The sequence below is a fragment of the Burkholderia singularis genome (assembly GCF_900176645.1).
In the GTDB taxonomy this organism is placed as follows: Bacteria; Pseudomonadota; Gammaproteobacteria; order Burkholderiales; family Burkholderiaceae; genus Burkholderia; species Burkholderia singularis.
In genome coordinates this window covers 1-14,610 of sequence record NZ_FXAN01000109.1, presented here as the reverse complement: position 1 = coordinate 14,610, position 14,610 = coordinate 1, and the positions used below count along the sequence as shown (strand labels likewise).

Below are 14,610 nucleotides of genomic sequence, written 5' to 3'. Positions count from 1 at the left end.
GTGAAAGGCCGCAGTCTACGGGGCGGCAGCCGCCGGTGTCCGCGCTGCAGATGCGGCACGCCGGCAGTGCCGCACGCGATCCGCCGGGCGGTGGCGGCTATGCGGCTTACCCGCGTTCGCCATCCCGCCTGTGAAGCCGCGGCGGCCAGCGGGCGCGGCACCGCGGATCGCGGGCAGCCTTCGTCGGCGCGCCGAAAACGCTCGCCATACCCGCCCGTCACGGCGACGCGTGTCAAGCGACGTGCCGCGACGTCTGCCCGCCCTGCGGTGAACGCCAGCGCGCGAGCAGCTCGTCCCACTTCACCCGCACCGCGCGCAAGTTGTTCTCCTTGACGTGCCCGTAGCCGCGAATGCCATCGGGCAGGCTCGCAAGCTCCACCGCGAGCGGTAGCGTGTCGCGCGTGAGCCGTTCGCCGATCAGTTCGCTGACGAGCGCCTCGTATTCGCCGATCAGCGCGCGCTCGGTGCGGCGCTCGTCGCTGCGGCCGAACACGTCCAACGCGGTGCCGCGCAGGAACTTCAGTTTCGCGAGCAGGCGGAACGCCGGCATCATCCATGAACCGTACTGCTTCTTCACGAGATGGCCGTGCTTGTCCTTCTTCGCGAAAATCGGCGGCGCAAGGTGGAATTTGAGCTTCCAGTCGCCCTCGAACTGCGCGGCGAGCTTCGCGACGAACGCCGGATCGGATTGCAGCCGCGCAACTTCGTACTCGTCCTTGTACGCCATCAGCTTGTACAAGTTACGGGCGACCGCTTCGGTCAGCGGCTCCTGCGCGGCGTCGCCGTCGAGCGCCCGCTCGGCGGCGCGCACCTTGGCGACGATGGCCGAGAAGCGCGCCGCATACGCGGTATTCTGATACGCGCTCAGGTGCTCGACGCGCGTCGCGATCAGCGTATCCACCGCCTTTTTCGTATGCAGCGAAATCACGGTTGCGCCCGCGCCCGCCTGTGCGCCGCTGGCCGCCATCGCGCGCACGCTCGCGAGATCGAACGCGGCGCGGCGTCCCCATTCGAACGCGGCGCGGTTTTGTTCGATCTGCACGCCGTTGAGCTCGATCGCGCGCACGAGCGACGCATGCGATAGCGGCAGCCAGCCGCGCTGCCATGCATAACCTAGCACGAACGGGTTCGTGTAGATCGCGTCGCCCAGCAGCGCGACCGCGAAATGGTTCGCATCGACGAGGTCGACCGAATCGCCTGCCGCTGTGCGGATGTCGAGTTCGGCGCTCGCGCCCGGGAAAGACCACTTCGGATTCTTGATGAATTCGGCGGTCGGCGTTTTCGCGCTGTTGACGACGACGCGCGTCACGCCATGCCGCATCCGCGACGTGCATTCGTCGCCCGCCGTCACGATCGCGTCGCAGCCGATCACGAGATCGGCTTCGCCCATCGCGATGCGCGTCGCATGGATGTCGGCGGGGGCATGCGAGATCTGCACATGGCTCATCACCGCGCCGCCCTTTTGCGCGAGGCCGGTCACGTCGAGCACCGTCACGCCTTTGTTCTCGAGGTGCGCGGCCATCCCGAGCAGCGCGCCGATCGTCACGACGCCCGTGCCGCCGACGCCCGTCACCAGCACGCCGTAAGCGCGGTCGATGGCCGGCAGCGCGGGTTCGGGAATCGGCGGCAGCGCGCTCGCGTCGGCCGCCACGGCTTTCGGCTTTCTCAATTGCCCGCCTTCGACCGTCACGAAGCTTGGGCAGAAGCCTTTCACGCACGAGAAGTCCTTGTTGCACGTCGACTGATTGATCTGCCGTTTCGTGCCGAACTCGGTGTCGAGCGGCTCGACCGACAGGCAGTTCGATTGCACCGAGCAATCGCCGCAGCCTTCGCAAACCGCTTCGTTGATCACCACGCGCTTGGCCGGGTCCGGATACGCGCCGCGCTTGCGGCGGCGGCGCTTCTCGGTCGCACAGGTCTGGTCATAGACGAGAATCGTCGTGCCCTCGATGTCGCGCAGCTCGCGCTGCACGTCGTCGAGTTCGTCGCGGTGGCGCACCGTCACGCCGGGCGCAAGCAGCGCCATGTTGCCTTGATACTTGTCCGGCTCGTCGGTGACGATCACGATCTTCTTTGCACCTTCGGCGGCGAGCTGATGCGTGATTTGCGGCACCGTCAGCACGCCGTCGACCGGCTGGCCGCCCGTCATCGCGACCGCGTCGTTATAAAGAATCTTGTACGTGATGTTCGCCTTCGACGCGATGGCCGCGCGCACCGCGAGCAGCCCCGAGTGGAAATAGGTGCCGTCGCCGAGGTTCGCGAACACGTGCTTTTCGTCGGTAAACGGCGCCTGGCCGATCCACGGCACGCCTTCGCCGCCCATCTGGCTGAACGTGTTCGTGTTGCGGTCCATCCAGACCGTCATGTAGTGGCAGCCGATGCCCGCGATCGCGCGCGAGCCCTCGGGCACGTTGGTCGACGTGTTGTGCGGGCAGCCCGAGCAGAACCACGGCTTGCGCTCGGTGGTCACGTGCGGCTTCGCGAGCGCCATTTCCTTCGCGTCGATGACCGCGATGCGCGCGGCGATCCGTGCACGCACGTCGGAGGGCAGCTCGAACTTGTCGAGCCGCTTTGCGATCGCCTTCGCGATGATCGCGGGCGACAGTTCATAGTGCGCGGGCAACAGCCAGTTGCCCATCGGCACCGACCATTCGCCGCCCGCGCCGTCCTTTTCGTCGAACTTACCGAATACGCGCGGACGCTGGCCGTCCGGCCAGTTGTACAACTCCTCCTTGATCGCGTATTCGAGAATCTGGCGTTTTTCCTCGACCACCAGAATCTCGTCGAGCCCGCGCGCGAACGCCTGCGCGCCCTGCGCCTCGAGCGGCCACACGCAGCCGACCTTGTAGAGCCGGATGCCGATGCGCGCGCAGGTTTCGTCGTCGAGGCCGAGGTCGACGAGCGCCTGGCGCACGTCGAGATAAGCCTTGCCGCCCGTGATGATTCCGAAGCGCGCGTGCGGCGAATCGATCTCGATCCGGTCGAGCTTGTTCGCGCGCACATAGGCGAGCGCCGCATACCATTTGTAGTCGAGCAGGCGCGCTTCCTGCACGAGCGGCGGATCGGGCCAGCGGATGTTCAGCCCGCCTTCGGGCATGATGAAATCGGATGGCAGCACGATTTCGGTGCGATGCGGATCGATATCGACGGAAGCGGACGATTCAACGACGTCGGTCACGCATTTGAGCGCGACCCACAGGCCCGAATAGCGGCTCATCGCCCAGCCGTGCAGCCCGAAATCGAGATATTCCTGGACGTTCGACGGGAATAGCACGGGCAGCCCGCACGCCTTGAAGATATGTTCGGACTGATGCGCGAGCGTCGACGATTTCGCCGCGTGATCGTCGCCGGCGAGCACGAGCACGCCGCCGTGCGCCGAGGTGCCTGCCGAGTTCGCATGCTTGAACACGTCGCCCGTGCGATCGACGCCCGGGCCCTTGCCGTACCACATGCCGAACACGCCGTCATATTTCGCGCCCGGATACAGATTGACTTGTTGCGAGCCCCAGACGGCCGTTGCGGCGAGATCTTCGTTCAGGCCGGGTTGAAATACGATCTGGTGCGCGGCGAGATGCTTTTTCGCCTTCCACAGCGATAGATCCAGACCGCCGAGCGGCGAGCCGCGGTAACCGGAAATAAAGCCGGCCGTATTCAGACCGGCGGCGCGATCGCGCTCTTGCTGGAGCATCGGCAGGCGCACGAGAGCCTGGATGCCGCTCATATAAGCGCGGCCGCGCTCGAGCGTGTATTTGTCATCTAGCGTGACGGATTTCAGCGCGGCTTCCAGCGTCGCGCGCTGGCCGGCGTCTAGCGGGGCATTCATTCGGTGTGTCTCCTCCACCCGGGTTGGGATCGCCAAAATGTCGATGCGTCGGCGTCTTGTGGACGCGTCGGTCAATATCGAATGCTGGCGGACTCAGTTCGATAGTAGCACTGGGATAAACCCGCCGCAGGGCCGTCAAAAATCGGCGCCGCCCGGCCGAAAACATGCCGGATCAATGCGTTACAGGCTGTAAGCGCATGTAAAACGACGCGCGCCGCCCGGCGATTGCCGTTAGTCTTGGCGGCCCGGTCCGGTTGCGCGGTCGGCGCCGGCGCGAGCCGGCAATCGGCACGCGCGCCGGGCGGCTGCAATGGAGGTGCAAATGAACAGTCGGTATATCCAGAACTTCTTGATGGTGTCGGCCGCGTTTTTCGCGATCAGCGGCCCGGTGCGCGCGGACGATGCGCGCGCGTGCGCGGCGGCCGATGGCCGGGTGCTGCAACTCGCGCCGGCGGGCGGCATCGATGCGCTCGCGAACCCGTCGGCCTGCGTGCGCGGCATGCGGCGCGGCCACTAAGCGTCGCGCGCTCGCGACGGCTGCCGCCGGGCGATCTGCGCGCGATTCGAGAACCGGATAATCAAAAGGGCGGGAACTTCGCAGTTCCCGCCCTTTGTCTTGAGGCCGACGCGCTATGCGCCACGCACCGTGCGTTACGCGGTGTCTTTCACGACCCCGCGCCGGATCTGATCCAGCTCGATCGATTCGAACAGCGCCTTGAAGTTGCCTTCGCCGAAGCCTTGGTTGCCCTTGCGCTGGATGATCTCGAAAAAGATCGGCCCGATCTGGTTTTCGGTGAAGATCTGCAGCAGCAGATCGTCGCGCGCGCCGTCGATCAGGATCTTGCGCTTTCTCAGTTCGTCGAGCGGCTCGCCGTGGTTCGGCACGCGGCGATCGACGAGTTCGTAATACGTATCGATGGTGTCGAGCAGTTTCACGTCCGCGCCGCGCAGGCCGTCCACGGCGCGGTAGATGTCGCTCGCGCCGAGCGCGATGTGCTGGATGCCCTCGCCGCGATACGCGTCGAGATATTCCTGAATCTGCCCTGCGTTGTCGGAGCCTTCCTCGTTGATCGGAATCCGGATCTTGCCGCACGGCGAAGTCATCGCCTTCGATTTCACGCCCGTCACCTTGCCCTCGATGTCGAAGTAGCGGACTTCTCGGAAGTTGAACAGACGCTCGTAGAACTCCGCCCATTCGGCCATCCGGCCGCGATGGACGTTGTGCGTCAGGTGATCGACGTAGGTCAGGCCGTGGCCGACCGGATTCGGATCGGCGCCCGCGATCGGCTCGAAATCGACGTCATAAATACTAATGTCGCCGATGCTGCCGGGCGCCGCGCCGTTCTTGCCGCGCCAGCGGTCGACGAAATAGATCAGCGAGTCGCCGATGCCTTTGATCGCCGGGATATTGAGTTCCATCGGGCCGGTCTTGTTGTCGAAGCCCCATGCGCCGAGTTCGAGCGCGTGCCGGTACGCTTTCGCCGCATCCTGCACGCGAAACGCGATCGCGCAGATCGATGGGCCGTGCAGCCGCGCGAAGCGCTGCGCGAACGAATCGGTTTCCCCGTTGACGATGAAATTGATGTCGCCCTGGCGGTAGAGCGTCACGTCCTTGTGGCGATGGCGCGCGATCGCGGTGAAGCCCATCCGCTCGAACAGCGCGCCCAGCGCTTTCGGATCGGGCGCGGTGTATTCGATGAATTCGAAGCCGTCGGTGCCGACAGGGTTGTCCCAAGTGGGGATTTGCATGGTGTCTCCTGTGTCGATAGCGGAGCGGGCGCTTCGGCGCTTGCTCCGAGCGCGCTGCGCGTGCTCAATGAATGACTGCGGCAAAGTGTAGCGGGGGCGGCTGGGCGAAAACTTGCGAACTTAATCGTACAACGTTACGCTCGAGCAATTTTCCATCTTAAATTGAGTTGATGGAGGTAGAAAATGGCGCACGTGGAATTGGACGCAATTGACCGGCGCATTCTTGCGATCCTCCAGGAGAATGGGCGTCTGTCCAACCAGGACATCGCCGACCGCGTGAGCCTGTCGCCGAGTCCGTGTCTGCGCCGGATACGTCGGCTCGAGGAAATGGGCGTGATCACCGGCTACGTCGCGTTGCTCGATCCGCAAAAGCTCGGGCTCGATTTGCTCGCGTATGTGAGCGTGCGGCTGGAGAAGCGGGGGGGCGTCGCATTCGCGCGCGGCGAGGAGCCGTCCGCGCGCGCGGGCGCGACGCATGCGGATCTGTTCCGCGCAGCGGTGCAGGCGTGGCCCGAGGTGGTCGCGTGCCATGCGATGACGGGCGATATGGATTACCTGCTGCGTGTGCAGGTCGAGGACATGGCGCATTTCTCGCGCTTCATGCAGGAGCAGTTGCTGCACCATCCGTCGGTGATCGACGTGAAGACGAGCTTCTCGCTCGAACGCTTCAAGGAGACCACCGCGCTGCCGATCCGCTGAATCCGGCGCGGCGATGAAATGCGGTAACGAAAACGGGCGGCCCGATGGGCCGCCCGTTTCGATGAGTGGAGTGCCAGCGCCGCGCGCTCACGCGGTGAGACTGGCGGGCAGCAGAGATTCGAAGATCTGCGTCGCGCGGTGCGCCTGGCGTTTGAGCGCGTAGTCGAACACCGCGGCTTGCTCCTGCATCATCTCGGCGATGATCGTCGAGTGATCGGCGGGCGGCAGCGACAAATACGCATCGGCTTCGCCATACGCGTACTCGATGCGCATTCCCGACTTTTTGGCGATGTGCATCATCGTCGCGTTCCGCGACAGGCAATGCATGTACAGCGTCGTCACATGCGTGTTGCGGCTGCGGATCGCTGCGCGCTCGAACAGCTTCGAGCCGACACCCTGGCCGCGCGCCGATTCGAGCACCGACACGCCGAACTCGGCGGTGCGCTTGCCGTCTTCGTCGGGCAGATACGCGAGATGGCCGACGCCGATCAATTCGAGCGCGTGGTTGAACACGCCGAACACGGTGTCGCGTCCGAAATCGATCGTCCGGACATAGTTTTCGATCACATGGTCGGGCACAGCCTGCCCGAAGCGCAGCAGACGGTCTTCGCCGTCGAGCGCGAGAAAGTGGGCAAGCAGTTGCGGGCGGTCGCCGGAAGCCAGTTCCCGGACGAGAACTGGCGCGGGACCGGCGATGCCGACCGCGTCGGCAGAGCGAGACTCGGGCTTGTTCATCGTGGGTTCCTCAAATAGACCGTACAGCAATATGACGCGTTTGTGCGTCGCAGCGTAATTTTAATCGAACGGTTAGTTTGAGATTAGGGGAAACCCGTACATTCGATGGAGGTCCGGCTCTAAATTTGTCAAATAAAACTTTAAGCCTTTGTTTTTGTTGATTATTTATTGGCGGTTGATGATCGCGGCAATAAGGCGCCGCATTGTTACGTATGCGCAACAAATGCTGCTGCGCAAAAATCAGGTTGCGCGGCCGTCCCCCAGGCCATGCTCGATCATATCGATCACCATTTCGGCGAAGTCACGGTAACCAAGGCGGCCGCCCGGCTTCAGCCACGTGAAGGTCCAGTTGATCATCCCGAACACCATCATCGTTGCCGCCGTCTGGTTGGCTTTCAGGATCCGCTGCGGATAGGCGCGCGCGAGCTGCCGCGAGAACGCGGCGACGATGTCGCGCTGACGGTCGAGGATGATCTGGCGCTGCGTGTCCTCAAGGTATTTGACGTCGTTTAGCAGCGCCACATGGCGGCTGTGCGACGTCTCGTACTCGGCGAGGAATGCGCGGATGAGTTCGGCGAACGTCTCGCGCTCGGTGAGCCCGCGCCGCTGGCTTGCGCCCTCGACCTCGGCGATGATCAGCATCAACTGCTTGGTGTAGCGGTCGAGCAGATCGAACAGGATCGCTTCCTTGCTCTCGTAGTAGTGGTATAGACGCGCTTTCGATGTGCCGCTCGCATTCGCGAGGTCGGTCATCGACGTGCTTGGGTAGCTTGTCTGCGCGAATTTGGCGGCGGCGAGATCCAGGATCTGCTCGCGTTGGGATTCGTGATCGGGCGCTCGGGTGCGGGCCATCGGATTCGGGACGTGAAGCGTCGTTAAGAGAGGTTAGCGATGGGCGGCGGCGGGCGCGACGCGCAACGTTGCCGTTCGCCAATGCTCGATCGAGCGGGCGTCGCCGCGCAATTCGAGGCGGCCGGCTGCCGCGAGTTCGCGGCAGCGCCAGAAAGCGACGGTGTCGCTGACGAACAGCTGGCCGCGATCCGCGAGTGCCATCACCGCACCGGCCACGCGCGCGGCCGGCCGCCATTCGCTGCCGGCATGCTCGAGAACGAGCGCGTCGAGATCGGTATACAGGCCGCTCTTGAACGTATTGCCGACGAAATAGCGTAGCTCGGCATTCGCTTGCCTGGCCTCCAGCCATTCGAGCGCGAGCCGGCTGATGCGCAGCACCGAGATCGGCGCGGCTTCGGCAAGCTTCGCGCGCAGCCGCTCGGGCGGAAAAATGCCGGCTGCGGTGGCTTGATCGGCTCGCACGCTTGCCCACGCGCGCGGATCGTCCATATCGGCGATCGACAGCCGCACCTCGTTGAGCCGTTGCGGCGCACTGCGCAGATGATAGGCAACGCGCCGAAGCATCAGTTGGTCCGCGGCGCTTTGACCATGCCAGATCACGATCTGTTCGGAACCGGCGGCGAGCGCATCGAATTTAGCCCGTTCGGCGGCGAGCCTGGCGATCCAGACCGGTAACGTATCGCCGATCACGCGTTCCCAGAACGCGGCGCGCGCGTCCGGCGCGTCGTCCACGCCGCGCAGCGGGCCGACAGTGAGATCGTCGAGCAGCTCGATGACGGTATCGTGGTCGCGGCCGGCGGCCGAGAGCGCGATGCGCAGCGAGGCGGCGGCGCTGCCGCCTTGGGTCACGTGAAGGGTCCTCATCCGGCCTGTCGTCAGCAAAGAAAAACCGCTTGCCGCGCGGCGCAGATTTTCGTCGAGGCCGTCCGGCAAGCGGCCCCTAGTGTAAGCGAGATGCGGGGCGGGAAGGAACCGCTTGCCGCGCGATCGGTGCGGTATCTAGCGTTCGTCGAAACTGACGATCACCTTGCTGCTGACCGGATGGCATTGACAGGTGAGCACGAAACCATCGGCGATTTCCTGCGGCTCGAGCGTGTAGTTCTTGTCCATCCGCACTTCGCCTTCGAGCACCTTCGCGCGGCACGTGCAGCACACGCCGCCCTTGCAGGCGTAAGGCAGCGCAATGCCCGCGTGCAGGCCGACGTCGAGCAGGCTTGCGCCTTCATACGGCAGGCGCAGCTTGCGTGTCTTGCCGTCGATCACGATTTCGAGATCGGCGGCGGGCGTCGCTTCGGTGATCTCGACCGCGGGCGCGCCTGCCTGCGGCAATGGCGTGCCGAAGCGTTCGACGTGCACCCGTTCGCGCGGCACGCCGGCCGCCGCGAGCGCGGCCTCGGCCGCGTCCATCATCGGCGCGGGGCCGCAGATGAACGCTTCGTCGATCGTCGCGGCGGGCACGAGCGTCTGGAGAAACGTCGCGCATTTCGGCTGGTCGAGCACGCCGTTGAAGAGTTCGACGTCCTGGATCTCGTCCGACAGCACGTGATACAGCGCGAAGCGTTGCATGAAGCGGTTCTTCAGGTCCTCGAGCGTCTCGGCGAACATGATCGAATCGGCGCTGCGATTGCCGTAGATCAGCGTGAACGTGCTGCGCGGCTCCAGTTCGAGCATCGTTTTGACGATCGCGAGCACGGGCGTGATGCCCGAGCCGCCGGCGAAGGCGACATAGTGCTTGCCGTGCCCCGCATTCAGATGCGTGAAAAAGCGGCCATCGGGCGTCATCACGTCGATCGTCTGGCCGGGCTTGAGCGTATCGAACGCGAAGTTCGAAAAGCGGCCGCCGCGCACGCGCTTGATGCCGATGCGCAGCTCGCCGTCGCGATCGTAATCCGTCGTGCCGATGCAGATCGAATACGAACGGCGCGTCTCCTCGCCGCCGATGTGCGCCTTCAGCGTGACGAATTGGCCTTGCGTGAAGCGGTACGCGTCGCGCAGCTCGGGCGGCACGTCGAACGATACCGTGACGGCGTCGGCGGTTTCGGGCCGCACGTCGCGGATGCGCAGCGGATGGAATTGCGGAGTCGACATGGTCAATAGGGTTTGAAGTAGTCGAAGGGTTCGCGGCAATCGATGCAGCGATAGAGCGCCTTGCAAGCGGTCGAGCCGAATTGCGCAAGCCGCTCGGTATGCGCGGAGCCGCAGCGCGGGCAAGCGGGGGCGGCGGCCGAGTTGGCTACGACCGGCTTAGGCGCGGCCGGCTTGGGCACGAAGCGGATCGTGCGCTCGGCAGCGGGGGCGGCCGCCAAAGCGGACCCCGGCATATGGCCGTCGCATCGTTCGGCGGGCGGTGCGATTCCATACGCACGAAGCTTTTCACGCGCATCGGCGGTGATCCAGTCGGTCGTCCACGCCGGCGCGAGCACGGTCACGATCCGGTGCGGCGCGAGCCCGGCGCCCCGCAGCGCGGCGCCGATATCGTCGGCGATCTGCTGCATCGCCGGGCAGCCGGAGTAAGTCGGCGTGATGACGATTTCGAGCGTGCCGTCCGGGGCGCGTCGGACATCGCGCAGGATGCCCAGCTCGCGGATCGAGACGACCGGGATTTCCGGATCGGGCACGGATTCGAGCGCTTGCCTCGCGCGCGCGACAAGCGTTTCGTCGTCGTGCGCAGTGTTGCTGCCGTTGGCGCCGGCGGCGAGCCATTGCGGCCGGGTAGCTGAGCGATCCGTGCCGGCAGCCGGCAGACCGCCGGCACAAGACGATTGAGCGCTCGGCGCTGTTGGCCCAGGCCGATCGGGATCGCGAACCGGCTGGCCGGTTTCACCGATCGATCGATGGGACGGGCGAGTCGCCAGCCCCGACGCTTGCTTCTGCCGGCCGGGCGTGACGGGCGCGAGCGCCGGCGGGCCGGATACGGCGGAGGGCGGCAACGTGGACGAGGTCGTTTCGAATTTCATCATTCGCTGCACGGACTTACCAGGACGCGCCTGGATGCTGACGTGCGGTGCTCTGCATTTGCGCGAGCAGATAGCCGAAGTGCTCGGAGTGCTCGCCGCGCTTGCCGGCCGGTACATGCAGGCTAGATTTGGGCGGCGCGAGCGTCGCTTCGTCGAGCGCCGCGTCGACGTCTGCGCGCCACGCGGCGTCGAGCGATGCGATTGCCGGGCCGATGCCCGCCGTCGCGGCCGCGGCGTCGATTTCGTCCGCGACGAAAAACTCGCACGTGTACGGCATCAGATAATCGAGCGCGGCTTGAGTGCGGGCGTGCGATTCGTCGGTGCCGTCGCCGAGGCGGATCAGCCATTCGCGTGCGTGATGGGCGTGATAGCGCGTCTCCTTCAGCGATTTTGACGCGATAGCCGCGAGTTGCGCGTCGCTTGATGTCTCGAGCGCCTGAAAGACGTGCAGCATCAGCGTCGAATAAAGGAAATTGCGCACGATCGTCACCGCATAGTCGAGCGGCGCATGCGCGGTGCCGCAGAGCGGGCCGTAATGCGGCAGTTCGACGAACGTGTAGTTCGTGAATTCGCGCTCGCCTCGGAAATAGGCGTAATCGTCCTCGGTCTTTTCGATGTCGGTCAGTTGGCGTTCGAGATCGGCCGCGTGCGTATACAACAGACGCGCCTGCCCGATCAAATCGAGGCTCATATTGGCGAGCGCGATGTCTTCCTCGAGGATGGGGCCGTGGCCGCACCATTCGGCATTGCGCTGGCCGAGGATCAGCGCGTTGTCCGCGAGGCGCAGCACGTAAGCGAGATGCTGGGGCGTGATCGTCATGACAGGCGGCTCGCTCACATGTGGTTGACTTCGTCGGGCAGCGTGTAGAACGTCGGATGGCGGTAGATCTTGTCTCCCGCCGGCTCGAACAGCTCCGCTTTCTCATTCGGATCGGATGCCGTGATCGCCGCCGACGGCACGACCCAGATACTCACGCCCTCCTGGCGGCGCGTGTAGACATCGCGCGCCATGCGCAGCGCCATCGATGCATCGGCCGCGTGCAGGCTGCCGCAGTGCTTATGGTCGAGCCCCTGTTTGCTGCGCACGAAAACTTCCCAGATCGGCCATTCGTTGCTCATCGCTTGCTCCTGATTTGCTGAATTCCACAGACGCGGATGGCGGCGGCGCTCGCCGCGGCGTTTCACGATACTTCCACGGTGTTTGGCGCGACGGCCGCCCGTGTCATGCCGCTTGCGGCTGTTCGCGGCGGCGCCGCTTTTCCGTGTGCGCGAGCGCCGCCTCGCGAACCCATGCGCCGTTTTCGTGCGCATGCACGCGGGTCGCGAGCCGTTCGCGGTTGCAGGGCCCGTCACCGTTGACGACCCGCCAGAATTCGTCCCAGTCGATCGCGCCGTAGTCGAAGTGTCCGCGCGCATCGTTCCATTTGAGATCGGGATCGGGCAGCGTGACGCCCAGCACCTTGGCCTGCTCGACCGTCGCGTCGACGAATTTCTGGCGCAGATCGTCATTCGAGATCCGCTTGATCCCCCATTTGGCCGACTGGTTGCTGTGAACCGAATCGGCGTCGGGCGGCCCGAACATCATCAGCACCGGCCACCACCAGCGATTCACCGCGTCCTGCACCATCTCGCGCTGAGCGTCGGTGCCCTTCATCATGGCGAGCAGCGCATCGAAACCCTGGCGCTGATGGAACGACTCCTCCTTGCAGACGCGGATCATCGCGCGTGCATACGGACCATACGTGCAGCGGCAGAGCGGAATCTGATTCATGATCGCCGCACCGTCGACGAGCCAGCCGATTACGCCGACGTCGGCCCAGGTGAGCGTCGGATAATTGAAGATGCTCGAATATTTCGCGCGGCCGGCGTGCAGCGCGTCGATCAGCGCGTCGCGCGAGACGCCGAGCGTTTCCGCCGCGCTATACAGATAAAGGCCGTGGCCCGCTTCGTCCTGGACTTTCGCGAGCAGGATCGCCTTGCGCTTGAGGCTCGGTGCGCGCGTGATCCAGTTGCCTTCCGGCAGCATTCCGATGATTTCCGAGTGCGCGTGCTGCGAGATTTGCCGCACCAGCGTTTTGCGGTAGGCGTCGGGCATCCAGTCTTGCGGTTCGATCTTGCCGTCGGCGGCGATGACGGCGTCGAATCCGGCCTGCTCGGGCGAATCGGCGGCGATGTCGGATGGTACGGCTTGGCCGGGAAGGTCGAGCGATTGCGTATACATGGAGATGGGTTCATCCAAGTGAGGCTGGTACGCAGTATAAATCAACCGACCGGTCGGTCAATATATGATTTCAATCCTTTTCCGTCGATGATTCGATGCCGCCGATCGACAGGCGTCGGTGGATCGTTTTTGCCTCATGCATAATCGTCAGCTTTTTTAAGAGAGGATCGAATGATGTTCCGACGTTGGCTTATTGCTTTTTCCGGTGGCATCGCGCTTGCCGCGCCGATGGCGGCAGGCGCCGCCGCGACCGATGCGCCGGCGCAGCAATCGCAATGGGTGGCGTCGTGGGCAACGGCCTTGCAACCGATCCCTGATCTTGCTGCGCCGCCGCCGCTTTATCGGGCGCCGGATGTCGCGGGCCGCACCGTTCGTCAGATCGTCTACCCGACAATTGCGGGGCGTGCGATCCGTGTGCGCGTGAGCAATGCATACGGCAAGACGCCGCTTGTGATTGACGAGCTTCGAATCGGCCGTTCGGCGGGTGGCGCGGCGGTTGTCGCCGACAGTTCGGTGGCGCTGACATTCGGTGGAAAATCCGGCGTCGAAGTCGCGCCAGGGCAGGAGCGGGAGAGCGATCCGATCGCGTTCGACGTGGCGCGCGGCAAGCCTTACGCGCTCAGCCTGTATATGGGCCCGCGTCAGACGATGACGGTCTGGCATCGGGTTGCCAATCAGATCAATTATGTGTCGTCGCTCGGCAACCATGCTGTCGATGCGGCCCCTGATGCCTATCGGACGCGCTTTACGCAGTCCGCCTGGGTGGCGGAGCTGGCGGTCGACGCGCAACCGGCGAAGGCGGCGGCAATAGCGGCCATCGGCGATTCGATCACCGATGGCATGCGCTCGAGCTTGAACCGCAATCGACGTTGGCCGGACGTGCTGGCCGCGCGTATCGAGGGGGTGGACGGGGCGGCATTCGGCGTGCTCAATTTGGGCATCAGCGGCAATCGGCTGCTGAGCGATTCCCGCTGCTACGGCGTCGCGTTGGAGCGGCGCTTCGAGCGGGACGTGCTGGCGCGCTCGGGCGTGAAGGTTGCGGTTGTGATGATCGGCATCAACGACATCAATTTCGCGGCGATGCCGGCGCGCGCCGGATTCGATTGCGATGCGCCGCATACGCGCGTCGACGCGCAGTCGTTGATCGACGGTTACCGTCGGCTGATTGCTGCCGCACATGCTCGCGGCGTGGCGATGTTCGGTGCGACGCTGACGCCGGCGTCGTTGCCCCAGTCGCGTGAGTCGATCCGTCGGCAGGTTAACGAATGGATTCGGACGTCTGGCGCCTTCGATGGCGTGATGGATTTCGACGCTGCTTTGCGCGATCCGGCAAAGCCCTCCGAATTGCAGCGTCGCTATAACAGCGGCGACGATATTCACCCCAACGATGCAGGCTATCAGGCGATGGCCGACGCGGTGCCGCTGGAGTCGCTCATGGCTGCTGCCGGGCGGTATTGAAAAAAGCCTTGCATAGTTTGGATCGACTGACTAGAATCACGCCTCTTTCGCTGAAACGGAAACGGACAGCGGGGGAGAGAGAAGGAAGCGCGGCCGACTGCTAGAGAGGGAGTTGA

Annotated in this window: 13 protein-coding genes; 3 read left to right on the top strand and 10 right to left on the bottom strand. The window is 64.6% G+C overall.

What is annotated here, in order from left to right:
* Nucleotides 1–232: 232 nt before the first annotated feature.
* Nucleotides 233–3,823 (bottom strand): indolepyruvate ferredoxin oxidoreductase family protein, encoded by a 3,591-nt coding sequence (locus BSIN_RS22300; protein ID WP_089342031.1) that lies wholly within the window; start codon nt 3,821–3,823, stop codon nt 233–235.
* 322 nt (nt 3,824–4,145) lie between these two features.
* Here BSIN_RS22300 and BSIN_RS22295 point away from each other — a divergent pair, with 322 nt between their 5' ends.
* Nucleotides 4,146–4,340 (top strand): hypothetical protein, encoded by a 195-nt coding sequence (locus tag BSIN_RS22295; RefSeq protein WP_089342072.1) that lies wholly within the window; start codon nt 4,146–4,148, stop codon nt 4,338–4,340.
* Nucleotides 4,341–4,474: 134 nt separating this feature from the next.
* Here the strand turns inward: BSIN_RS22295 and hppD are convergent, their stop codons facing one another.
* A complete protein-coding gene (gene hppD, locus BSIN_RS22290) occupies nt 4,475–5,572 on the bottom strand; it encodes a 4-hydroxyphenylpyruvate dioxygenase (protein WP_089342030.1) in 1,098 nt (365 codons plus the stop codon).
* A 183-nt stretch (nt 5,573–5,755) separates the two neighbouring features.
* Here hppD and BSIN_RS22285 point away from each other — a divergent pair, with 183 nt between their 5' ends.
* Nucleotides 5,756–6,271 carry an Lrp/AsnC family transcriptional regulator gene (locus BSIN_RS22285; RefSeq protein ID WP_059516285.1) on the top strand — a complete coding sequence of 172 codons (516 nt, stop codon included), beginning with the start codon at nt 5,756–5,758 and terminating at the stop codon, nt 6,269–6,271.
* 87 nt (nt 6,272–6,358) lie between these two features.
* Here BSIN_RS22285 and BSIN_RS22280 read toward each other — a convergent pair whose 3' ends face one another.
* From BSIN_RS22280 to paaA, 8 genes are all read right to left on the bottom strand, one after another.
* A complete protein-coding gene (locus BSIN_RS22280) occupies nt 6,359–7,006 on the bottom strand; it encodes a GNAT family N-acetyltransferase (RefSeq protein ID WP_059516287.1) in 648 nt (215 codons plus the stop codon).
* A 240-nt stretch (nt 7,007–7,246) separates the two neighbouring features.
* Nucleotides 7,247–7,858, bottom strand: coding sequence for a TetR/AcrR family transcriptional regulator (locus BSIN_RS22275; RefSeq protein ID WP_069233652.1), 612 nt, complete (start codon nt 7,856–7,858; stop codon nt 7,247–7,249).
* A gap of 33 nt (nt 7,859–7,891) precedes the next feature.
* Nucleotides 7,892–8,722 carry a DUF1835 domain-containing protein gene (locus BSIN_RS22270; protein WP_089342071.1) on the bottom strand — a complete coding sequence of 277 codons (831 nt, stop codon included), beginning with the start codon at nt 8,720–8,722 and terminating at the stop codon, nt 7,892–7,894.
* A gap of 135 nt (nt 8,723–8,857) precedes the next feature.
* Nucleotides 8,858–9,946: a 1,2-phenylacetyl-CoA epoxidase subunit PaaE gene (paaE, locus tag BSIN_RS22265; RefSeq protein ID WP_089342029.1), complete on the bottom strand. Its 1,089-nt coding sequence runs from the start codon at nt 9,944–9,946 to the stop codon at nt 8,858–8,860.
* 2 nt (nt 9,947–9,948) lie between these two features.
* Nucleotides 9,949–10,602 (bottom strand): 1,2-phenylacetyl-CoA epoxidase subunit PaaD, encoded by a 654-nt coding sequence (gene paaD, locus BSIN_RS22260; RefSeq protein WP_173678740.1) that lies wholly within the window; start codon nt 10,600–10,602, stop codon nt 9,949–9,951.
* A gap of 229 nt (nt 10,603–10,831) precedes the next feature.
* Entirely contained in the window at nt 10,832–11,635 is an 804-nt protein-coding gene (gene paaC / locus BSIN_RS22255) for a 1,2-phenylacetyl-CoA epoxidase subunit PaaC (RefSeq protein WP_089342028.1), read from the bottom strand.
* A gap of 14 nt (nt 11,636–11,649) precedes the next feature.
* The gene (gene paaB, locus BSIN_RS22250; RefSeq protein ID WP_059516297.1) at nt 11,650–11,934 is read right to left on the bottom strand and encodes a 1,2-phenylacetyl-CoA epoxidase subunit PaaB; all 285 of its coding nucleotides are present in this window, start codon (nt 11,932–11,934) and stop codon (nt 11,650–11,652) included.
* A 103-nt stretch (nt 11,935–12,037) separates the two neighbouring features.
* Nucleotides 12,038–13,036: a 1,2-phenylacetyl-CoA epoxidase subunit PaaA gene (paaA, locus tag BSIN_RS22245; RefSeq protein ID WP_089342027.1), complete on the bottom strand. Its 999-nt coding sequence runs from the start codon at nt 13,034–13,036 to the stop codon at nt 12,038–12,040.
* 171 nt (nt 13,037–13,207) lie between these two features.
* Here paaA and BSIN_RS22240 point away from each other — a divergent pair, with 171 nt between their 5' ends.
* On the top strand, nt 13,208–14,494 hold the full coding sequence (locus BSIN_RS22240) for an SGNH/GDSL hydrolase family protein (RefSeq protein WP_089342026.1): 1,287 nt from the start codon (nt 13,208–13,210) through the stop codon (nt 14,492–14,494).
* Nucleotides 14,495–14,610: the final 116 nt, after the last annotated feature.